At 64.1% G+C, this 20392-nt stretch carries 31 protein-coding genes; 2 read left to right on the top strand and 29 right to left on the bottom strand.

Features of this window, described 5'->3' with window-relative positions:
* Nucleotides 1-70: 70 nt before the first annotated feature.
* The gene (gene rlmB / locus LV475_RS04265) at nt 71-841 is read right to left on the bottom strand and encodes a 23S rRNA (guanosine(2251)-2'-O)-methyltransferase RlmB (RefSeq protein ID WP_136867508.1); all 771 of its coding nucleotides are present in this window, start codon (nt 839-841) and stop codon (nt 71-73) included.
* An 11-nt stretch (nt 842-852) separates the two neighbouring features.
* Nucleotides 853-3273, bottom strand: a complete 2421-nt coding sequence (gene rnr, locus LV475_RS04260; protein ID WP_136867507.1) for a ribonuclease R — start codon at nt 3271-3273, stop codon at nt 853-855.
* 477 nt (nt 3274-3750) lie between these two features.
* Between rnr and uvrB the strand changes: the two genes are divergently transcribed.
* On the top strand, nt 3751-5799 hold the full coding sequence (uvrB, locus tag LV475_RS04255) for an excinuclease ABC subunit UvrB (RefSeq protein ID WP_136867506.1): 2049 nt from the start codon (nt 3751-3753) through the stop codon (nt 5797-5799).
* 89 nt (nt 5800-5888) lie between these two features.
* On the opposite strand, the gene LV475_RS04250 is transcribed toward uvrB, so the two are convergent.
* Complete coding sequence (locus LV475_RS04250) at nt 5889-6515, bottom strand: hypothetical protein (RefSeq protein WP_136867505.1); 627 nt, start codon at nt 6513-6515, stop codon at nt 5889-5891.
* 250 nt (nt 6516-6765) lie between these two features.
* On the opposite strand from LV475_RS04250, the gene LV475_RS04245 reads away from it, so the two are divergent.
* On the top strand, nt 6766-7155 hold the full coding sequence (locus LV475_RS04245) for a DUF302 domain-containing protein (protein WP_136867504.1): 390 nt from the start codon (nt 6766-6768) through the stop codon (nt 7153-7155).
* 97 nt (nt 7156-7252) lie between these two features.
* Here the strand turns inward: LV475_RS04245 and rplQ are convergent, their stop codons facing one another.
* The 26 genes from rplQ to rplC form a co-directional block, all read right to left on the bottom strand.
* Entirely contained in the window at nt 7253-7651 is a 399-nt protein-coding gene (gene rplQ / locus LV475_RS04240) for a 50S ribosomal protein L17 (protein ID WP_136867503.1), read from the bottom strand.
* Between the two features lie 24 nt (nt 7652-7675).
* Nucleotides 7676-8671, bottom strand: coding sequence for a DNA-directed RNA polymerase subunit alpha (locus tag LV475_RS04235; RefSeq protein WP_136867502.1), 996 nt, complete (start codon nt 8669-8671; stop codon nt 7676-7678).
* A gap of 20 nt (nt 8672-8691) precedes the next feature.
* Entirely contained in the window at nt 8692-9315 is a 624-nt protein-coding gene (rpsD, locus tag LV475_RS04230) for a 30S ribosomal protein S4 (protein ID WP_136867501.1), read from the bottom strand.
* A gap of 28 nt (nt 9316-9343) precedes the next feature.
* Complete coding sequence (rpsK, locus tag LV475_RS04225; protein WP_136867500.1) at nt 9344-9733, bottom strand: 30S ribosomal protein S11; 390 nt, start codon at nt 9731-9733, stop codon at nt 9344-9346.
* A 34-nt stretch (nt 9734-9767) separates the two neighbouring features.
* Nucleotides 9768-10124, bottom strand: coding sequence for a 30S ribosomal protein S13 (rpsM, locus tag LV475_RS04220; RefSeq protein ID WP_136867499.1), 357 nt, complete (start codon nt 10122-10124; stop codon nt 9768-9770).
* Between the two features lie 79 nt (nt 10125-10203).
* Nucleotides 10204-11538, bottom strand: coding sequence for a preprotein translocase subunit SecY (secY, locus tag LV475_RS04215; RefSeq protein ID WP_136867498.1), 1335 nt, complete (start codon nt 11536-11538; stop codon nt 10204-10206).
* Nucleotides 11539-11541: 3 nt separating this feature from the next.
* Nucleotides 11542-11970, bottom strand: a complete 429-nt coding sequence (gene rplO, locus LV475_RS04210) for a 50S ribosomal protein L15 (protein WP_136867497.1) — start codon at nt 11968-11970, stop codon at nt 11542-11544.
* A complete protein-coding gene (gene rpmD / locus LV475_RS04205; protein ID WP_136867496.1) occupies nt 11970-12167 on the bottom strand; it encodes a 50S ribosomal protein L30 in 198 nt (65 codons plus the stop codon). Before rpmD ends, rplO begins: the two co-directional genes overlap by 1 nt.
* Complete coding sequence (gene rpsE / locus LV475_RS04200; protein ID WP_136867495.1) at nt 12164-12679, bottom strand: 30S ribosomal protein S5; 516 nt, start codon at nt 12677-12679, stop codon at nt 12164-12166. The genes rpmD and rpsE overlap by 4 nt, the downstream gene beginning before the upstream one ends.
* A gap of 13 nt (nt 12680-12692) precedes the next feature.
* On the bottom strand, nt 12693-13046 hold the full coding sequence (gene rplR, locus LV475_RS04195) for a 50S ribosomal protein L18 (protein ID WP_136867494.1): 354 nt from the start codon (nt 13044-13046) through the stop codon (nt 12693-12695).
* A gap of 14 nt (nt 13047-13060) precedes the next feature.
* Nucleotides 13061-13588 (bottom strand): 50S ribosomal protein L6, encoded by a 528-nt coding sequence (gene rplF / locus LV475_RS04190; RefSeq protein WP_136867493.1) that lies wholly within the window; start codon nt 13586-13588, stop codon nt 13061-13063.
* 15 nt (nt 13589-13603) lie between these two features.
* Nucleotides 13604-13996: a 30S ribosomal protein S8 gene (rpsH, locus tag LV475_RS04185; protein WP_136867492.1), complete on the bottom strand. Its 393-nt coding sequence runs from the start codon at nt 13994-13996 to the stop codon at nt 13604-13606.
* Nucleotides 13997-14008: 12 nt separating this feature from the next.
* Nucleotides 14009-14314: a 30S ribosomal protein S14 gene (rpsN, locus tag LV475_RS04180; RefSeq protein ID WP_136867491.1), complete on the bottom strand. Its 306-nt coding sequence runs from the start codon at nt 14312-14314 to the stop codon at nt 14009-14011.
* A gap of 18 nt (nt 14315-14332) precedes the next feature.
* Nucleotides 14333-14872, bottom strand: coding sequence for a 50S ribosomal protein L5 (gene rplE / locus LV475_RS04175; protein ID WP_136867490.1), 540 nt, complete (start codon nt 14870-14872; stop codon nt 14333-14335).
* 14 nt (nt 14873-14886) lie between these two features.
* Entirely contained in the window at nt 14887-15207 is a 321-nt protein-coding gene (gene rplX / locus LV475_RS04170; protein ID WP_136867489.1) for a 50S ribosomal protein L24, read from the bottom strand.
* 12 nt (nt 15208-15219) lie between these two features.
* Entirely contained in the window at nt 15220-15588 is a 369-nt protein-coding gene (gene rplN / locus LV475_RS04165; RefSeq protein WP_058574709.1) for a 50S ribosomal protein L14, read from the bottom strand.
* Nucleotides 15589-15599: 11 nt separating this feature from the next.
* A complete protein-coding gene (gene rpsQ, locus LV475_RS04160) occupies nt 15600-15869 on the bottom strand; it encodes a 30S ribosomal protein S17 (RefSeq protein WP_136867488.1) in 270 nt (89 codons plus the stop codon).
* Nucleotide 15870: 1 nt separating this feature from the next.
* Nucleotides 15871-16062, bottom strand: a complete 192-nt coding sequence (gene rpmC / locus LV475_RS04155) for a 50S ribosomal protein L29 (RefSeq protein WP_136867487.1) — start codon at nt 16060-16062, stop codon at nt 15871-15873.
* Nucleotides 16062-16475, bottom strand: a complete 414-nt coding sequence (gene rplP / locus LV475_RS04150; protein WP_125199279.1) for a 50S ribosomal protein L16 — start codon at nt 16473-16475, stop codon at nt 16062-16064. Before rplP ends, rpmC begins: the two co-directional genes overlap by 1 nt.
* A 28-nt stretch (nt 16476-16503) precedes the next feature.
* Nucleotides 16504-17175: a 30S ribosomal protein S3 gene (rpsC, locus tag LV475_RS04145; RefSeq protein WP_136867486.1), complete on the bottom strand. Its 672-nt coding sequence runs from the start codon at nt 17173-17175 to the stop codon at nt 16504-16506.
* Nucleotides 17176-17184: 9 nt separating this feature from the next.
* Nucleotides 17185-17517, bottom strand: a complete 333-nt coding sequence (gene rplV / locus LV475_RS04140; protein ID WP_136867485.1) for a 50S ribosomal protein L22 — start codon at nt 17515-17517, stop codon at nt 17185-17187.
* A 12-nt stretch (nt 17518-17529) separates the two neighbouring features.
* A complete protein-coding gene (gene rpsS, locus LV475_RS04135; protein ID WP_136867484.1) occupies nt 17530-17805 on the bottom strand; it encodes a 30S ribosomal protein S19 in 276 nt (91 codons plus the stop codon).
* A gap of 20 nt (nt 17806-17825) precedes the next feature.
* A complete protein-coding gene (rplB, locus tag LV475_RS04130; RefSeq protein WP_136867483.1) occupies nt 17826-18653 on the bottom strand; it encodes a 50S ribosomal protein L2 in 828 nt (275 codons plus the stop codon).
* A 19-nt stretch (nt 18654-18672) separates the two neighbouring features.
* Entirely contained in the window at nt 18673-18966 is a 294-nt protein-coding gene (locus LV475_RS04125) for a 50S ribosomal protein L23 (protein ID WP_136867482.1), read from the bottom strand.
* On the bottom strand, nt 18963-19571 hold the full coding sequence (gene rplD / locus LV475_RS04120; protein WP_136867481.1) for a 50S ribosomal protein L4: 609 nt from the start codon (nt 19569-19571) through the stop codon (nt 18963-18965). Before rplD ends, LV475_RS04125 begins: the two co-directional genes overlap by 4 nt.
* Nucleotides 19572-19582: 11 nt before the next feature.
* Nucleotides 19583-20227, bottom strand: a complete 645-nt coding sequence (rplC, locus tag LV475_RS04115) for a 50S ribosomal protein L3 (RefSeq protein WP_136867480.1) — start codon at nt 20225-20227, stop codon at nt 19583-19585.
* Between the last annotated feature and the right edge of the window lie 165 nt (nt 20228-20392).

Below are 20392 nucleotides of genomic sequence, written 5' to 3'. Positions count from 1 at the left end.
ACCGGAAACGCGGGGCGGTTTCGAAGGCAGCGGCGAGCCGCCCGTCGCGACACGAATCCCGGCGGTCGTGTCAGCCGGCCGCCGCCAGTCGCTGGCGACGGAACTCGAACAGGCAGACGGCCGACGCCACCGAGACATTGAGGCTCTCGACACTCGGCGCCATCGGGATATGGATCAGCTGGTCGCAGCGCTCGCGGGTCAGGCGGCGCAGGCCACCGCCCTCGGCCCCCATCACCAGGGCGACCGGCTCGCAGGCGAAGTCGCTCTCGTAGAGGGAGACCGGCCCCTCGCCGGCGGCCCCGACGATCCAGACATCGCGCGCCTTTAGGTCGGCGAGCGTGCGGGCGAGGTTGGTCACCTGGATGAACGGCAGTCGCTCGGCGGAACCGGCCGAAGTCTTGCGGGCGGCGGGGGTCAGTCCGCAGGCCCGATCCTTGGGCGCGACCACCGCGAGCACCCCGGCGGCCTCGGCGGCCCGCAGGCAGGCGCCGAGGTTGTGCGGGTCGGTCACGCCATCGAGGACCAGCAGCAGCGGCGGCTCGTCGGCCGCATCGAGCAAGGCCGACAGGTCGTGCTCGTCGCCGGCCTGGCCCAGCGCGACCCGGGCGACCACGCCCTGGTGACGCAATGGCTTGCCGTCGCTGCGCAGCGTGTCGAACCAGGCCTCGTCGCGCGACTCCACGGGGACCCCGGCCCGCTCGGCCAGCGCCTGCAGACGACGGGCGCGGCGGTCGTCCCGCCCGGACAGGGCCACCCGCTCGACCCGCTCGGGTCGCTCACGCAGCGCGGCCTCGACGGCGTGAAAGCCGCCGATCCAGTCGATTGCATCCGGGCGAGCCATCGGACAGCGGCTCAGTCGGTCGGGGTAGCGGCGGAGTCGTCACCCTTGCCCGGACGCTTGTCACCGGACTCGCCGCCCGATTGACCCTCGCCCTGCTCGGCGTTGCCATCGCCCTTGGGCTTGCGACGACGCCGACGCGGGCGGCGCTTCTTGCCGCCACCGTTGCCCTCGTCGGTCGAGGCGCCATCATCCGACTCACCGGCGCCCTTCGGGGACTTGCCCTCGTCGCGACCCGATTCGTCGTCGCCCGTGCCTTCCTCGTCCTCGGGCAGCATGAAGTCGATCTTGCGCTCGTCGAGGTCGACCCGCGCGACGCGCACGCGGATGGTGTCGTTGAGCGAGTAGGTCTTGCCACTGCGCTCGCCCTTGAGCGAGACGCTGACCGGATCGAAGTGGTAGAAGTCCCGCTTGAGGGCGGTGATGTGCAACAGGCCCTCGACGAAGAAGTCCTTGAGCTCGACGAACAGACCGAAGCCCAGCACGGAGGCCACGCGGCCCTCGTAGACGTTGCCGACCTTGTCGAGCATGAACTCGCACTTGAGCCAGTCGGTGGCATCGCGCGTGGCCTCGTCGGCGCGGCGCTCGTTGTTCGAGCAGTGCTCGCCGATCAGGACCATCTCTTCCTGGCTGTACGGGAAGTTCTCCGCGGCCCCGGTGCGCAGCACGTGCCGGATGGCGCGGTGCACCATCAGGTCCGGGTAGCGACGGATCGGCGAGGTGAAGTGGGCGTAGTGCTCGTGGGCCAGGCCGAAGTGACCGAGGTTGTCCGGCGCGTAGACCGCCTGCTGCAGCGAGCGCAGCAGCAGGGTCTGGACGGTGGCGAAGTCCGGGCGACCCTTGGCCTCCTCGATCAGGGCGTTGAAGTCCGCCGGGGTCGGCTTCTCGCCGCCACCGAGGGTCAGGCCCTTTTCCTTGAGCGCGGCGCGCAGGTCGTCGATCTTCTCGGCGCCTGGGCGGTCGTGGACGCGGTAGAGCGACGGGATCTTGCGCCGGGCGAGGAAGCGACCGGCGGCCACGTTCGCCGCGATCATGCATTCCTCGATGATCTTGTGCGCGTCGTTGCGCTCGTAGGGCACGATCGCCTCGATCTTGCGGTTATCGCCGAAGACGATCTTGGTCTCGATGGTGTCGAAGTCGATCGCCCCGCGCGATTCGCGCTCGGCGCGCAGCACCTTGTAGAGGTCGTGCAGCGCCTCGACCGGCTTGATGACGTGGTTGTACTTCTCGCGCTCGGCCTGGTCGTTGTCGAGCAGCATGGCCGCGACGCTGTCGTAGGTCAGGCGCGCGTGGCTCCGCATGACGCCCTCGAAGAAGCGCGAGCGGATGATCTGGCCCTGGCCGTTGATCAGCATCTCGGCGCAGAGGCAGAGGCGATCGACGTCCGGGTTCACCGAGCACAGGCCGTTGGAGAGGATCTCCGGGAGCATCGGCACCACGCGTCCCGGGAAGTACACGGAGGTCGCGCGGCGGAAGCCTTCCTCGTCGAGCGCCGAGCCGATGCGCACGTAATGCGAGACGTCGGCGATCGCCACCAACAGGCGGAAGCCCTTCGGGGTCGGCTCGCAGAAGACCGCGTCGTCGAGATCCTTGGAATCCGAGCCGTCGATGGTGACCAGCGGCACGTCACGCAGGTCGACGCGGCCGATCTTGTCTGCCTCGGCGACCTGGTCGCTCATGCCCTCGACGTGGCGCTGAACCGGCTCGGGCCACTCGTGGGGGATGCCGTGGGCGCGGATGGCGACGTCGATCTCCATGCCCGGCGACATGTGGGCGCCCAGCACCTCGACGACCTTGCCGACCGGCTTGTGCCGCTGGGTGGGCTGCTCGACCAGCGCGACGCGGACGATCTGGCCGTCGGTCGCCCCACCCAGTGCCTCCATCGGGATCAGCACGTCCTGGGTCATGCGCTTGTTGTCGGGGATGACGAAGGCCACGCCGGCCTCGATCACCAGCCGACCGACGACCTCGGCGTTGGCCCGCTCGATCACCTCGACCAGCGCGCCCTCGGGGCGACCGCGACGGTCCTCGCCGACCACCTGCACCACGGCACGGTCGCCGTGCAGCAGGGCACGCATGACGCGCGGCGAGAGGAACACGTCGTTGCCGCCCTCGTCCGGCACCAGGAAGCCGAAGCCGTCGCGATGGCCGATCACCCGGCCGCGCACCAGCTCGGCCTTGGTCACCGGCACGTAGCCGCCGCGGCGGTTGCGGATGGCCTGGCCGTCGCGCTCCATGGCCCGCAGGCGACGGCGCAGGCCTTCGATGCGCTCCTCGTCACCGTCGTAGCCGAGCTCGCTGATCAGCTTGTTGAGCGTGATCGGCCCGTCCTGCTTGCCCAAGAGCTCGAGCAGGAACTCGCGGCTGGCGACGGGGTTGTCGTATTTCTCGGCCTCGCGCGGGGCGTTCGGGTCTTCGAGGTTTGAATCGGTCATGGATACCTGAAAAGTGCGTCTGGAAAGTCGCTCGCGAAACACGGACTTAATCTGACGTGTCGGCGAGTGATATAGCCGGCCATCATAAAGGAAACCCGGCACGAATAGCCAATGACTCTGGCTTCCCGACCGAAGCGCCACACGCCCCCCGATTCGAAGGCGGGGTGATTGCCCGGCGAGAATCGGCAACCCCGCGGGCGGACACGCCGGCAAGCCCGGCAGCGCCGGCCGCCCGGCGACAATCCGCCGCATCGCCGCAATCGCCCCTGACCCGCGCCGTCCGGGCCGGTTCACACCGGCCAGTTCGGCTTGCCGCGGCCCCGGTTGAACGCCTGCCGGCGAGGCCAGCCAACGGGCGGTGTACGCACGCAGCGCCCCGGTTTGCGCGGCGCCCTGTCGGCACATCGTCCGCTCGGTCTGGGTTCGTCGGGCCGCGCCGCCGGAAAGGCGTGGCTCCAACCTATATACTCCCACCCCATGTCAGAACACCGTTTCCAGATCGCGACAGACTACCAGCCGGCCGGCGACCAGCCCCGCGCCATCGAGACCCTCGTCGAGGGCCTCAACGACGGGCTGATGCACCAGACCCTGCTCGGGGTGACCGGCTCGGGCAAGACCTTCACGATGGCCAACGTGATCAACGAGGTGCAGCGCCCGGCGATGGTGCTCGCGCCCAACAAGACACTGGCCGCGCAGCTGTACGGCGAGCTGAAGGGCTTCTTCCCGCACAACGCGGTGGAGTATTTCGTCTCCTACTACGACTACTACCAGCCCGAGGCCTACGTGCCGGCCTCGGACACCTTCATCGAGAAGGACGCCTCGGTGAACGAGCACATCGAGCAGATGCGCCTGTCGGCCACCAAGGCGCTGTTCGAGCGCCGCGACGTGATCATCGTCGCCACCGTCTCGTCGATCTACGGCCTGGGCGATCCCGAGGCCTATCTCAAGATGATCCTGCACCTGGTGCGCGGCGATCACGTCACCCAGCGCCAGATCGTCCGCCGGCTGGCCGAGATGCAGTACACCCGCAACGACATGGAATTCCGCCGCGGCACCTACCGCGTGCGCGGCGACGTGATCGACATCCACCCGGCCGAGGCCGACGACGAGGGCGTGCGCATCGAGCTGTTCGACGACGAGATCGAGCAGATCACGCTGTTCGACCCGCTCACCGGCCAGGTGCGCCGCCGGGTGCCGCGCTACACGGTCTACCCCTCCTCGCACTACGTCACGCCGCGCGAGCGGCTGCTGCACGCGATCGAGCAAATCAAGATCGAGCTGGGCGAGCGCCTCGAGGACCTCGAATCGCAGAACAAGCTGGTCGAGGCGCAGCGGCTGGCCCAACGCACCCGCTTCGACATCGAGATGATCCAGGAGCTCGGCTACTGCAACGGCATCGAGAACTACTCGCGCTATCTCTCCGGGCGCCAGCCGGGCGAGCCGCCGCCGTGTCTCTACGACTACCTGCCGTCCGATGCGCTGCTGATCATCGACGAGTCCCACGTGACCGTCCCGCAACTGGGCGGCATGTACAAGGGCGACCGTTCGCGCAAGGAAACGCTGGTCAACTTCGGTTTCCGCCTGCCCTCGGCGCTGGACAACCGGCCGCTGAAGTTCGAGGAGTTCGAGCGACTGATGCCGCAGACCGTCTACGTCTCGGCCACGCCCGGCCCCTACGAGGAGGCGCACGCCGACCAGGTCGCCGAGCAGGTGGTCCGCCCCACCGGGCTGGTCGATCCGCAGATCGAGGTTCGCCCGGTCGCGAGCCAGGTCGACGACCTGCTCTCCGAGATCCGCCTGCGGGCCGAGAAGAACCAGCGGGTGCTGGTCACCGTGCTCACCAAGCGCATGGCCGAGGACCTGACCGACTACCTGATGGAGCACGACGTGCGCGTGCGCTACCTGCACTCGGACATCGACACGGTCGAACGCGTCGAGATCATCCAGGACCTGCGCCTGGGCGAATTCGACGTGCTGGTGGGCATCAACCTGCTGCGCGAGGGGCTCGACATCCCCGAGGTGTCGCTGATCGGCATCCTCGATGCCGACAAGCAGGGGTTCCTGCGCTCGGAACGCTCGCTGATCCAGACCATCGGCCGGGCCGCGCGCAACCTAGAGGGCAAGGCGATCCTGTACGGCGACACCATCACGGATGCCATGCGCAAGGCGATCGACGAGACCGAGCGCCGCCGCGAGAAACAGCTGGCACACAACGAGGCGATGGGCATCACGCCGCGCGGCATCGAGAAAAGCGTCCAGGATATCCTCGAGGCCGGCGAATCCCGGATCCCCGGCGCCCGCCCGGGGCGCAAGCGTCGCGGGGCGGACAAGGCGGCCGAGGCGCCGGCCGACTACGCCACCCTGTCACCCGACCAGGCGGCCAAGCGGATCAAGCAGCTCGAGTCCGACATGCATCGGCATGCCCGCGACCTGGAGTTCGAGGCGGCCGCCCAGGCCCGAGACGAACTTCAGAAGCTCAAGGAAGCCTTCTTCGGCGCCACCGAACCGGGCTACAGCGACGATTGAGCCGACCCACCCGAGACGCAGTGGCAAGACAATAAAAAAGCCGACCCCGCCAGGGATCGGCCCTTATCGCCTCGACGTGCGACGGACGATTAACCGCCCTGACGCATCTCCATGGCCTTTTCGCGCAGCTGCTGCATTTCCTCGGCCTGGCGTTCCATCTTCGCGAACAGGTCCTTGGCCTGCGGGTTGTTCTCCTTCATCACCTGCTCGACCTCACCACGCAGGTCCTGCGCCATGCTCTGGACTTCCTCGTCCTGGAAGGCCTGCTGCTGACGCTGCTGGAACTCCTGCTGCTGCTGGCGGAATGCCTTGACCTCCTCCTCGGACGGCTGCTGCTCGCCACCCTGGTACTTGGCCATGGTGGCCTTCATCTCTTCGAATTCCTTCTCGGCATCGTAACCGCTGCTGGACATCTTCTCGGCGATCTTGGCCTGAAGCGCCTCGCGCTTCTCACCCAGCTCCGGGTTGTTCTCGTAGGCCTGCTGTTCCATTTCGCTCAGTTTTGCCTGCGTCTGCTGGAGCTCCTGTTGAACCGAGCGCATCTCTTCCATCAGCTGGCGCTGCTCGTCGGTCATTTCAGGCATCTGGCCCTGTTGACCACCATGCGGGGCAGCCTGACCGCCCTGCTGAGCCACGGCCGCGCCGCTGAAGGCGAGCGCAGCGGAGACGCCGGCAGCCATCATGGATTTGCGCAACTTCTGGTTCCAAACGGACATGCAATTACTCCTCGTTTAAATGATTCGGCTTTGCACCGGGGAGTGCCGGGTGCCGATCCCCGATAGAAACATGCGACAGGCCGATCGACGGGAAAGTTCCACAATCATGGGGACCCCCGTATATCGGCCGCCACGAAACCTTTTGCATCCTAGGAGACCCGGTGGCCGTGCGCAACCGGACCACCCGAGGAAGGCCAACCGCGGTTTGCTAAGCTAGCCTCGACCAAACCCGAATCGGAGACAACGATCCATGATCGACGAACACAAGAGCCCGCACGATTTCGAGACCACCTGCCAGCGCCTACACGACGCGGTACCGGCGAACGGCTTCGGACTGCTGCACACCCACGACATCCACGGCACCCTCAACGCCAAGGGCGTGGACTTTGCGCCGCAATGCCGTGTCTTCGAAGTGTGCAACCCCAAGCGCGCGGCCGAGGTATTGGCCGTGCGCATGGATCTCGCGAATGCCCTGCCCTGTCGGATTGCGGTCTACGAGCGTGACGGCGACGTGATCGTCTCCATGATCCGTCCCACCGCCATGCTCGCGATGCTTAGCGACGACGCCAACCTCGCCAAGGTCGCCGCCGAGGTCGAGAAGACGATGAACAACATGCTGACAGAGACCGTGGGCAGCTGACGGATCGACGGCCACTGCATACAAAAAGCCCGCCGGATGGCGGGCTTTTTTCATTGCCAGGCCTCGACGGCCCGGCGGCGCGGGGCACACCGTGCCCTTACTCGGCGGCAGCCTCTTCGGCCACTTCGGCCGGCTCGGCGCTACGCTCGACCAGTTCGACGTAGGCCATCGGGGCGGCGTCCCCGGCGCGGTAGCCGCACTTGAGGATGCGCAGGTAGCCACCGTTGCGCTCTTTGAAGCGCGGACCGACGTCGGTGAACAGCTTGCCGACGGTGGCCTTGTTGCCGACCTTCGCGAAGGCCTGACGGCGTGCATGGACGCTGTCTTCCTTCGCCAGGGTGATCAGCGGCTCGGCGACGCGACGCAGCTCTTTGGCCTTGGGAACCGTGGTCTTGATGACCTCGTGCTCGATCAGGGCGTTGGTGAGCGAACGCATCAGCGCCTTGCGCTGCGAGGCGTTGCGACCCAACTGCCGACCGGATTGACGATGACGCATGTCAAATACTCCAAAAAATTTCGTTCAAATCTTGGATTCGCTCAGATTCTGGAGCTCGGCCGGCGGCCAGTTCTCCAGTTTCTGCCCCAGGGACAGGCCCTGCTTGGCGAGCACGTCCTTGATCTCCGTCAGGGACTTCTTGCCAAGGTTCGGGGTCTTGAGCAATTCCATTTCCGACCGCTGGATCAGGTCGCCGATGTAGTAGATGTTCTCCGCCTTGAGGCAGTTGGCCGAACGCACGGTCAGCTCCAGGTCGTCTACCGGGCGCAGCAGCACCGGATCGACCGACGGGGCCTGCTCCTCGACCGGCTCGGCCTTCTCGGCCTTGAGATCGACCAGAACGGACAGCTGGTCAACCAGGATGCCGGCCGCCTGGCGGATCGCGTCCTCGGCGGAGATCGAACCGTTGGTCTCGATGTCGAGCACCAGCGAGTCAAGGTCAGTGCGCTGCTCAACACGCGCCCGCTCGACCGAGTAGGCCACGCGACGCAGCGGCGAGAACGACGCGTCGATCAGCAGGCGACCGACGGTCGTCTCCTCGTCTTCACGACGGGCGCTGGCCGGGACATAGCCCATGCCACGCTCGACCTTGAAGGTCATGTTCAGCTCGGCGTCGTCGCGCAGGGTGGCGATGACGTGATCCGGATTCATGATCTCGACCGAGTGATCCGCCTTGATGTCGGCGGCGGTCACGGTTCCCGGCCCGGTCTTCTTGATGCTCAGTACCGCTTCGTCGCGGCCGTGCATCGTGATCGACAGGCCCTTGAGGTTGAGCAGGATCTCGAGCACGTCCTCCTGGACACCCTCGAGGGCACTGTACTCGTGCAGGATGCCTTCGATTTCCGCCTCAGTGACGGCCACGCCCGGGATGGACGAGAGCAGGATACGCCGCAACGCATTGCCCAGCGTGTAGCCAAACCCACGCTCCAACGGCTCCAGTACGACGCGCGCATGGGTGTCGTCGATCGTTTCCACGTCGACCAGGCGCGGCTTGAGAAGCTCTGTAGAACCCAGTTGCATTACGTACCCCCGAAAACCGTTTACTTCGAATACAGCTCGACAACGAGCGATTCGTTGATGTCCGCCGGCAGTTCATCCCGAGTCGGGACGGCCTTGAAGACGCCTTCCATCTTGCTGGAATCGACCGAGACCCACGGCACGATTTCGCGCTGGGCGGCCAGCTCGAGGGCATCCTTGACGCGCTGCTGCTTCTTCGCCTTTTCGCGAACGGAAACCACGTCGTCAGCGGCCACCTGGTAGGACGGGATGTTAACCACCTCGCCGTTGACCAGCAGGCCGCGATGCGAGACCAGCTGACGCGCCTCGGCGCGGGTCGCGCCGAAGCCCATGCGGTACGCGACGTTGTCCAGGCGGCACTCGAGGATCTGCAGAAGGTTCTCGCCGGTGGAGCCCTTCATCTGCGCAGCGCGCTTGTAGTAGTTGCGGAACTGGCGCTCGAGAACGCCGTAGATGCGGCGCAGCTTCTGCTTTTCGCGCAGCTGCAGACCGTAGTCCGACACCTTCTGGCGACGGCCGGAGCCGTGCTGACCAGGGGCGCGGTCGTGGTGGCACTTGTCTTCCAGTGCGCGGACGCCGGACTTGAGGAAAAGATCCGTGCCCTCGCGACGGGCGAGTTTACAAGTAGGACCGAGATAACGAGCCATAAGTCAAATACTCCTTACGAACGCACCGTCAAACGCGACGCTTTTTGGGCGGACGGCAACCATTGTGCGGGATGGGGGTAACGTCGGTGATCACGCCCACCTTGAAGCCCACGGCGTTCAGCGCGCGGATGGTCGACTCGCGACCCGGGCCGGGGCCCTTCACTTCAACGTCGACGTTCTTGACCCCATACACCTTGGCCGCCTCGCCGGCACGTTCGGCCGCCACCTGGGCGGCGAACGGGGTCGACTTGCGGGAACCGCGGAAACCCGAGCCTCCGGAAGTCGCCCAGCTGAGGGTGTTGCCCTGACGGTCGGTGATCGTCACGATCGTGTTGTTGAACGACGCATGGATATGCGCGATCGCATCGGTGACGACGCGTTTTACCTTTTTACGGGTAGTTTGACTTGCTTTAGCCATTAAAATCCTACTCTCGAAAGAATATTAAGCCTGATTAGCGCTTGACCAGGCGACGCGGACCCTTGCGAGTCCGTGCGTTCGTGCGTGTGCGCTGACCACGCAGCGGCAGACCACGGCGATGACGCAGACCACGATAGCAACCAAGGTCCATCAGACGCTTGATGTTCATGGAGACGTCGCGACGCAGGTCGCCTTCGACTACATACTTGCCGACTTCCGCACGCAGGGCCTCAACCTCTGCCTCGGACAGGTCGCGCACCTTGCGATCCTCGGCCACGCCGGTGGCTTCGCAGATCTGCTTGGCGCGGGTCCGACCGATTCCGTAGATGGAAGTCAGGCCAATGACCACATGTTTCTGAACGGGAATGTTGATCCCAGCAATACGTGCCATCGATATATCACCCCAAAAAAGAGCGCGAGAGCTTAACGCAACGCGCCGTCAATAGCAAACGGAAACGACGGGCCGTCGATTACAGCCCGTTCTTGAAATGTGCCTTGCGAACCAGGCTGTCGTACTGGTGCGAAACCAGGTGCGACTGGACCTGCGACATGAAGTCCATCAGCACGATCACGATGATCAGCAGGGAGGTGCCGCCGAAGTAGAACGGCACGTTCCAGTACAGGATCAGGAATTCCGGCAACAGGCAGACCGCGGTGATGTAGATCGCGCCCCAGAACGTCAGGCGGGTCAACACCTTGTCCACGTAGCGGGCGGTCTGCTCACCCGGGCGAATACCCGGCACGAACGCGCCCGAACGCTTCAGGTTGTCCGCGGTTTCGCGGGCATTAAACACCAACGCGGTGTAGAAGAAGCAGAAGAAGATGATCGCCGCGGCATAGAACAGCACATACAGCGGCTGACCCGGCGAGAGGGTGTTCGACAGGTCGGCGAGCCAACCCATGCCTTCCTGCTGACCGAACCAGTTACCCACCGTCGCCGGGAACAGGATGATGCTCGAGGCGAAGATCGGCGGGATGACCCCGGCCATGTTCAACTTCAACGGCAGGTGGGACGACTGCTGTCCGGCCATGCCGCGACCCTGCTGGCGCCGCGCGTAGTTCACCGTGATGCGGCGCTGGCCACGCTCGACAAAGACCACGAAGGCGGTCACCGCGAGGATCAGCACGCCCAGGATCAGCATGGTGAAGACATGCAACTCACCGGTGCGCACCAGCTCGGCCGTGCCGCCGATCGCGCTGGGCAGGCCGGCCACGATCCCGGCGAAGATGATCAGGGAGATGCCGTTGCCCACACCGCGCTCGGTAATCTGCTCACCTAGCCAGACCAGCAGCATGGTGCCGCTCACCAGCGTCAGGGTGGCAATGAACACGAAACCGATGCCCGGCGCGAACACCAGCGGCGACCCACCGACCGACTGACCCTGCAACGCGATCGATACGCCCAACGCCTGGACCAGGCCCAGGCCGAGCGTGCCGTAGCGGGTGTACTGAGTGATCTTGCGCCGACCGGCCTCGCCTTCCTTCTTCAGCTTCTCCAGCGAGGGCACCACCGCGGTGAGCAGTTGGACGATGATCGCCGCCGAGATGTACGGCATCACACCCAGGGCAAACAGGGACATGCGCGAGAGCGCCCCGCCGGAGAACATGTTCACCATGCCCAGGATCCCGCCGGAGTTCTGCTCGAACAGCGCCTTCATGACGTCCACGTCGATGCCCGGCAGCGGGATGAACGTCCCGATGCGGTACACCACGAGCACCATGATGACGAAGAAAATACGTTGCCGGAGCTCGGTCAACCGACCGGCCCCGGCAAGTGCGCCTATCCCTGAGTTTGCCTGTGCCACACCTTACTCCGCTGAACCACCGGCGGCTTCAATCGCCTGGCGGGCACCCTTGGTGATCGCCAGACCCTTGACCTGCAGCTTCTTCTCCACGTCACCCTGCAGGATGATCTTGACGCTCTTGACGTCGTTGCGGATCAGGTTCGCGGCCTTGAGGGACTCGAGCGTGACCTCGCCGTCGAGCCGGTTGAGTTCCGCGGTGCGGATCTCGGCGCGATACAGCGACTTGGCCGCCTTGAAGCCCATCTTCGGCAGGCGACGCTGCAGCGGCATCTGACCGCCTTCGAAGCCGGTCTTGTGGAAGCCGCCGGAGCGGGACTTCTGGCCCTTGTGACCACGACCGCCAGTCTTGCCCAGCCCGGAACCGATGCCGCGACCGACGCGGTTGGCGTCCTTGCGGCTACCCTCGGCGGGGGAAAGTTTGTTCAAACGCATTACTTCGCTTCCTGTACGTCGAGCATGTAGTGGACGCGATTGATCATGCCCCGGTTCTCCGGGGTATCGGCCACTTCCACCTCTTGGTGCATACGGCGGATGCCCAGCCCGCGAACGCAGGCCTTGTGGGATTCGAGCCGATTGTTCATCGACCGAACCAGGCGCACCCGGATCTTGCCATTAGCCTTCTGACTCATGCCTCATCCCCCAGGATTTCCTCGACGCGCTTGCCGCGCTTGGCGGCGACCGCTTCCGGCGACTGGATCTGGGAGAGACCGTTGATGGTCGCCCGAATCACGTTCATGTGATTGCGGGTCCCGATGCACTTGGCCAGAACGTTGCGCACACCGGCTGCCTCGAACACGGCGCGCATCGCGCCACCGGCGATGACACCGGTACCTTCGGAGGCCGGCTTCATGAATACTCGACCGGCGCCGTGACGACCCTTGGTCTGGTAGTACAGGGTTCCGTCACGCAGGGGCACATCGATCATGCTGTTGCGAGCACGGTCCATGGCCTTCTGGATCGCAGCCGGGACTTCTTTGGCCTTGCCGTAGCCATAGCCAACCCGGCCTTCGCCGTCACCCACCACGGTCAGCGCGGTGAACGAGAACTGGCGACCACCCTTGACCACCTTGGACACGCGGTTGATCGTGACCAGCTTCTCGATCAGGCCTTCGTTCGAGACGTCGTTTGCATTACGGCTCATTGCTTACACCTCTTTAGAACTTCAGGCCGGCTTCGCGTGCCGCGTCGGCAACTGCCTTGACACGCCCGTGGTAAATGAAACCCGAGCGATCGAACGCCACGGACTCGATGCCCTTTTCCAGGGCGGCCTTGGCGATGGCCTCGCCCACCTTCTTGGCGGCGGCGACGTTGCCACCGTACTCGCCATCGGCGAGCACGCCCTTGCCGACCGTGGAGGCGGTCGCTACCACCTGGCCTTCCGGTGCGAAGACCTGGGCGTAGGTGTGGTTGCTGCTCCGGTGCACGCTCAGGCGATGCACGCCGAGCTGCTTGATCTTGGCCCGGGCGCGACGTGCGCGGCGCAGCCGCTGTTTGGTACTTTCGTTCATCGCGTCACCCTCGATTATTTCTTCTTGGCTTCCTTACGCAGGATGCGCTCATCCGCGTACTTCACGCCCTTACCCTTGTAAGGCTCCGGCGGACGCAGCGCCCGCACATTGGAAGCCACCTGGCCGACCTTCTGCTTGTCCGCGCCCTTGATGACGATTTCGGTCGCCGACGGGGTTTCCGCGGTGACACCGTCCGGCAGCGGGTAGTCGATCGGATGCGAGAAACCCAGCTGCAGATTCAGGGTACGGCCCTGGACCTGAGCGCGGTAACCGACGCCGACCAGTTGAAGCTTGATCTCGAACCCGTTGGCGACACCGTCAACGCTGCCCTGTGCCAGAGAGCGCATGGTACCCGCCATCGGGATGTTGTCTTCGCTGTTCGGAGTGAACCGGATCTGGTTGTCCTCGAAGGTCACGCCGACCGTCGGGTGTACGTTCAGGGTCAGCTCACCGTTCTTTCCCTTGAAGGACAGAACCTGGTCTTCGAGCTTGACCTCGACACCCTTGGGGACCGCGACCGGCTTTCGTGCTACTCGACTCATAAATCCCCCAACCGGTTACGATACAAAGCAGACGACTTCGCCACCGATGTTGCGGCGACGTGCTTCACGGTCCGGCATCACACCCTCGGAGGTGGAAACCACGGCAACGCCGAGGCCACCGATGACCTGCGGCAGGTTCTCGGCGCCGAAGAACTTGCGCGAACCCGGACGGGACACGCGGTTCAGCTTCTCGATGACCGGCTTGCCCTCGAAGTAACGCAGGCCGATGACCAGCGTCGGCTTCTTGTCGCCCTCGACGCGGACGTCGGCCACGTAGCCCTCGGCAAGCAGGGTCTCGGCAACCGCCTTCTTGAACTTGGAGGCCGGCATGCGGACCTCGGTCTTGCGCGCGGCCTGGCCGTTGCGGATGCGCGTCAGCATGTCCGCGATCGGATCGTTCATACTCATAACGCGTTCTCCTTACCAGCTCGACTTGCGCAGGCCCGGGATTTCCCCGGCCATTGCCAGTTGGCGCAGCTTGTTGCGACCCATGCCAAACTTCCGGTAGACGCCCTTCGGACGGCCGGTCAGCGCACAACGGCGCACCTGGCGGGTGTAAGAAGAATCACGCGGCAGCTTGGCCAGCGCGGCGGAGGCCGCCATCTTCTCGTCGAAATCCACCTCGGGATCGGCGACGATCGCGCGCAGCTTGGCGCGCTTGTCGGCGTACTGGCGAGCAAGCTTCTGGCGCTTGACCTCGCGAGCAATCATGCTTTTCTTAGCCATAGTCTCGTTTCGTCTCTGTTAACGACGGAAGGGGAAACCGAAGCCGTCGAGCAGTGCCCGGGCCTGGTCGTTGTCCTTCGCGGTCGTCGTGATCGTGATATCCATACCCCGGACCTGATCGACCTTGTCGAAATCAATTTCCGGGAAGATGATCTGTTCGCGAACCCCGAGGCTGTAGTTGCCACGGCCATCGAACGACTTCGGGGAAAGACCCCGGAAGTCGCGGATGCGGGGACTCGCCACATGGATCAACCGATCGAGGAATTCGTACATGGTACGTCCCCTGAGGGTGACCTTGACACCCAGCGGCATGCCTTCGCGAAGCTTGAAGCCCGCGATCGACTTGCGCGCATACGTCACCACCGGCTTTTGACCGGTGATCAGGCCGAGTTCTTCCACTGCGTTATCGATTACCTTCTTGTCACGAGCGGAATCACCCAGGCCCATGTTCAACGTAATCTTGGTCAGCTTCGGAACGGCCATTACGTTGTCGAGTTCGAGCTTCTTGGCGAGCTCGCCACGCAACGTCTTGGAGTAGTATTCCTGAAGTCGAGCCATTTCTCTGTTTCCTGTTAAGCGTCAACGACTTCGCCGTTGGATTTGAAATAACGAACCTTTCGACCGTCTTCAAGCGTCTTGAAGCCGACCCGGTCGCCTTTTTCGGAGGCCGGATTAAACAGCATCACGTTGGAGATATCAACTGGCTTCTCCATTTCGATGATGCCGCCAGTCCGACCGATCATCGGATTGGGCTTCTGGTGCTTCTTCACCATGTTGACCCCTTCGACGACCACTCGGGCTCCGTCTTCGACGACCCGCAGCACCGTGCCGCGACGCCCCTTGTCTTTACCGGTGACGACGACCACGTCGTCGCCTTGGCGAATCTTGCGCATCTCGACCCCCTCTTAAATCACTTCTGGCGCGAGCGAGACGATCTTCATGAACTTCTCGCCACGCAGCTCACGGGTGACCGGGCCAAAGATCCGGGTACCGATCGGCTGCAGCTGGGCGTTCAGAAGAACCGCCGCGTTGCCGTCGAACCGGATCAGCGACCCGTCCGGACGACGCACGCCCTTGGCCGTACGGACAACCACCGCGTTGTAGACCTCGCCCTTCTTGACGCGGCCACGCGGGATCGCGTCCTTCACGGACACCTTGATTACGTCGCCGATCTCGGCGTAACGACGATGCGAGCCACCCAGCACCTTGATGCACTGGACCTTGCGCGCGCCGCTGTTATCTGCCGAATTCAGCACTGTTTGCATCTGAATCATGACGAAACTCCTTACTCAGCAGAGCGTTCGACAACGCGGACCAGGGTCCAGCTCTTGTTTTTGGAGATCGGCCGCGTCTCGCGAACTTCAACGCGGTCGCCCTGGCGACAGGTGTTCTCTTCGTCGTGCACGCGCAGCTTGGTGGTGCGCGTCATGTACTTGCCGTACAGCGGGTGCTGCACGCGACGCTCGACCGCGACGGTGATGGACTTGTCGCCCTTGTCGCTGACCACCACACCTTCACGGGTGCGGACATTCTTTTCTTCGGATACCGTCGTCATCTCAGGCACGCTCCTTTTCCGCAATCACGGTCTTGATACGAGCAACGTTGCGACGCGCCTCGCGCGCCAGGTGAGTCTTCACTTCCTGGCCCGTGGCATGTTGCATGCGCAGGTTGAATTGCTCGCGCTTGACGGCCAGCAGCTCTTCGCGCAGCTCGTCGACGGATTTCTCACGCAATTCTGTTGCCTTCATCACATCACCAACCGTGTTACGAACGTGGTCTTCACGGGCAGCTTGGCGGAAGCGCGCTCGAAAGCCTCGCGCGCGACGTCCTCGCTGACCCCCTCGATTTCATACAGCATCTTGCCCGGCTGCACCTTGGCAACCCAGTGCTCGACGCTGCCCTTGCCCTTACCCATACGGACTTCCAGGGGCTTCTGGGTAATCGGGGTGTCCGGGAAGATCCGGATCCAGATCTTACCGCCCCGCTTCACGTGACGAGAGATGGCGCGACGGCCGGCCTCGATCTGACGGGAAGTAATGTTTCCGCGCTCAAGGGTCTTCAGGCCGAATTCGCCGAAGCTCACCTTGTTGCCGTTATTGGCAACGCCGCGATTCTTGCCCTTGAACTGCTTGCGGAATTTTGTACGTTTTGGCAGCAGCATTTTTCAAAGCTCCACTTCAATTCGTTGATCAGGCGGCCGACTTGCCGTCGTCGCTGCCCGGCACACCGAACACCTCGCCTTTGAAAATCCAGACCTTGACACCGATGATGCCGTAGGTGGTCTGGGCCTCTGCCATGCCGTAATCGATATCCGCACGCAGCGTGTGCAGCGGCACGCGGCCCTCGCGGTACCACTCGGTACGCGCGATCTCGGCGCCACCCAGGCGACCGGCCACGTTGACCTTCACGCCGCCCGCGCCGAGGCGCATGGTGGTCTGAACCGCGCGCTTCATCGCACGACGGAACATGACGCGACGCTCGAGCTGCTGAGCAATGGACTCGGCGACCAGTTGCGCGTCCAGCTCCGGCTTGCGGATCTCTTCGACCGAGACCTTCACCGCGCTGCGCTCCAGGCCCAGCATCGGGGCGATCTCGGTGCGCAGGCGCTCGATGTCCTCACCCTTGCGGCCGATGACGATGCCCGGGCGCGCGGTGTGGATGGTGACCGCGGCCGAACGGGCCGGGCGCTCGATCTGAACCCGCGAGACGGAAGCGTCCTTCAGGCGCTGACGAATGTACTTGCGCGTACGGACGTCCTGCTCGAGGTGCTCGGAAAAACTCTTGTTGTCGGCGTACCAGCGAGAGCTCCAGTCGGAGGAGATCCCAAGCCGGAAGCCTACCGGATGTACTTTGTGACCCATGACTGCTCCTTAGCGCTCGCTGACGACGACTTTGATGTGGCTGGTCCGCTTGAGGATCCGCACACCGCGGCCTTTCGCCCGCGCACGGAATCGCTTCAGGGTCGGGCCTTCGTCGACCATGATCTCGGAGATGCACAGACGGTCGACGTCCGCGCCCTCGTTGTTTTCGGCATTCGCGATCGCCGACTCGACGACCTTGCGAATGATCGCGGCACCCTTCTTGGTCGAGAACTGGAGCGACTCCAGTGCGTTGGCGACATTGACGCCACGCACCTGGTCGGCCACCAGGCGAGCCTTCTGCGGGGAGATCCGGGCAAACCGGTGTAGTGCTACTGCTTGCATCACGGAACCTCCTTAACGCTTGGCTTTCTTGTCGGCGGCATGACCACGGTAAGTGCGCGTGGGTGCGTACTCGCCGAGTTTCTGGCCAACCATGTTCTCGTTGATCAGCACCGGAACGTGCTGACGACCGTTGTGCACCGCGATGGTCAACCCGATCATGTCGGGAAGAATCATCGAGCGGCGCGACCAGGTCTTTATGGGCCGGCGGCTGTTGGCGGCCGCGGCCTCTTCCACTTTCTTCATCAGGTGATGGTCCACGAAGGGACCTTTCTTGAGTGAACGTGGCACCTTGAAGCCCTCTTATTGCGTTATTTCTTGTTACGACGGCGAACGATGTACTTGTCAGTACGCTTGTTCGTACGCGTCTTGTAACCCTTGGTCGGCACACCCCAGGGCGTGACCGGATGACGGCCGCCGGAGGTGCGACCTTCACCACCCCCGTGCGGGTGATCCACCGGGTTCATGACCACACCGCGAACGGTGGGACGAACCCCGCGCCAGCGCTTGGCGCCGGCCTTGCCGAGCTGGCGAAGGCTGTGCTCCTGGTTGGACACCTCGCCCACCGTCGCACGGCACTCGGAGAGCACCTTGCGCATCTCGCCGGAGCGCAGACGCAGGGTGGCGTAGTTGCCGTCACGAGCAACCAGCTGGACGGCGCCGCCGGCACTGCGTGCCAGCTGGGCGCCCTTGCCCGGCTTGAGCTCGATCGCGTGGATGGTGGTACCAACCGGGATCGAGTACAGCGGCAGGGCGTTGCCCGGACGGATCGGCGCGTCGACGCCGGAAACGATCGCCTGGCCCACCTCGACGCCACGCGGCGCGATGATGTAGCGACGCTCGCCGTCGGCGTACTTCAGCAGCGCGATGTGCGCCGAGCGGTTCGGATCGTGCTCGATGCGCTCAACCTGGGCGGGAACACCGTCCTTGTTGCGCTTGAAGTCGATCTTGCGGTAGTGCTGCTTGTGGCCACCGCCCACGTGACGGGTGGTGATGCGGCCGGCGTTGTTACGGCCGCCCGAACCATGCTTCTTCTCGAGCAGCGGCGCGTAGCCCTTGCCCTTGTAGAGCTTGGAACGATCTACCTCGACGACGCCACGGCGACCCGGAGAAGTCGGTTTTGCAACTTTCAAAGCCATGAGTTGAATCCCCTACTGTTTAGCCGGCCGCGCCGAAATCGATGGTCTGACCTTCGGCGAGCGTGACGTAGGCCTTCTTGGTGTCGGCGCGACGACCCGGCATGCCGCGGAAGCGGCGGGTCTTGCCCCGCTGGTTGACGACCTGAACGGCCTCGACGTTGACCTCGAACACCTTCTCGACGGCCGCCTTGATCTGCGGCTTGGAGGCGGAGGTCGCCACCTGGAAAACGTACTGGTTGAACTCGCCGGCGCGGGCGGTCTTTTCGGTGACCACCGGGGCGCGCAGCACGTCGTAAAGCATTTCCGAATTCATGACAGCCACTCCTCAACCATCTTCAGCGCGCCCTGGGTGATGACGACCTTGTCGGCGTCGACCAGGCTGACCGGGTCCAGCGTGCCGGCGGTGCGGTAACCCAGCTCGACCACGTTGCGGGAACCCAGCAGCAGTGCCTCGTCCATCGCCTCGGTGACGATCAGGCGCTTGCCCTTTTCCAGACCGAGATCGTTGAGTGCCTTGACGACCTGCTTGGTCTTCGGGGCATCCACGGTCAACGACTCGACCACGACCAGGCGATCCTGGCGCAGCAGCTCGGAGAAGATCGAACGCATTGCGGCGCGGTACGCCTTGCGGTTCATCTTCTGCGAAAAGTCACGCGGACGAGCGGCGAAGGTGACGCCACCGGTGCGCCAGATCGGCCCACGGGTGGTGCCCGCACGGGCGCGCCCGGTGCCCTTCTGACGCCACGGCTTGGTGTTGCCACCGGAAACTTCGGAGCGGCTCAGCTGCTTCTTGGTACCGGCGCGACCACCGGCGAGGAATGCGACAACGGCCTGGTGAACCAGCGCCTCGTTGTATTCCCGGCCGAAGACCTGCTCGGAGACGTTCAGCGCGGAACCGTTCTTGACTTGGATATCCATACCTGCCGACCTCACGCTTTGATCTTGACCGAGGGACGAACGAGCACGTCGCCACCGGTGGCGCCGGGAACGGCACCCTTGACCAGCAGCAGACCGTTCTCGACGTCAACGCGAACCACCTTGAGGTTCATCGCGGAGACGCGCTCGTCACCCATGTGACCGGCCATCTTCTTGCCCTTGAACACGCGACCCGGGGTCTGGTTCTGACCGATGGAACCCGGCACGCGGTGGGACAGCGAGTTACCGTGAGTGGCATCCTGCGTACGGAAGTTGTGACGCTTAACCGTACCCGCAAAGCCTTTACCCTTGCTGGTACCGGTGACGTCAACCGCCGGCACGTCGTTGAAGATCTCGACCGTGATTTCGTTGCCCGCCTCGTAGTTGGCAAGCACGTCCTCGTCCACGCGGAACTCGCGCACGGCACGACCGGCAGCGACGGACGCGTTGGCGAAGTGACCCGCCATCGGCTTAGTCACACGGCCCGGGCGGCGCTCGCCGACCGTTACCTGAAGCGCGGTGTACCCGTCGACATCATCAACCTTTTTCTGAGTCACACGGTTCGGCTCGACCTCGATGACGGTGACCGGCGTGGAAGCACCGGACTCGTCAAATACTCGGGTCATGCCGACCTTACGACCGACAACACCTAAAGCCATTGTTGTTTCCTCTTATGCACTTCGACGCCGATTTCGATTGACCGGATCGCCGGAAAAAACCAGCCCGACGCGGTTTGAGCACGCATCGGGCTGAACAAGAGCGCGGCACTATAACAGAAAACGCGCCGGGCCAAAAGGCTTTTGGCCGGCGCGTTTCGGGTGCCC

The organism is Guyparkeria hydrothermalis (genome assembly GCF_023555375.1).
Taxonomy (GTDB): Bacteria; Pseudomonadota; Gammaproteobacteria; order Halothiobacillales; family Halothiobacillaceae; genus Guyparkeria; species Guyparkeria hydrothermalis.
The sequence above is the reverse complement of the archived record's forward strand: the minus strand, read 5'-3'. Positions and strand labels throughout refer to the sequence as shown.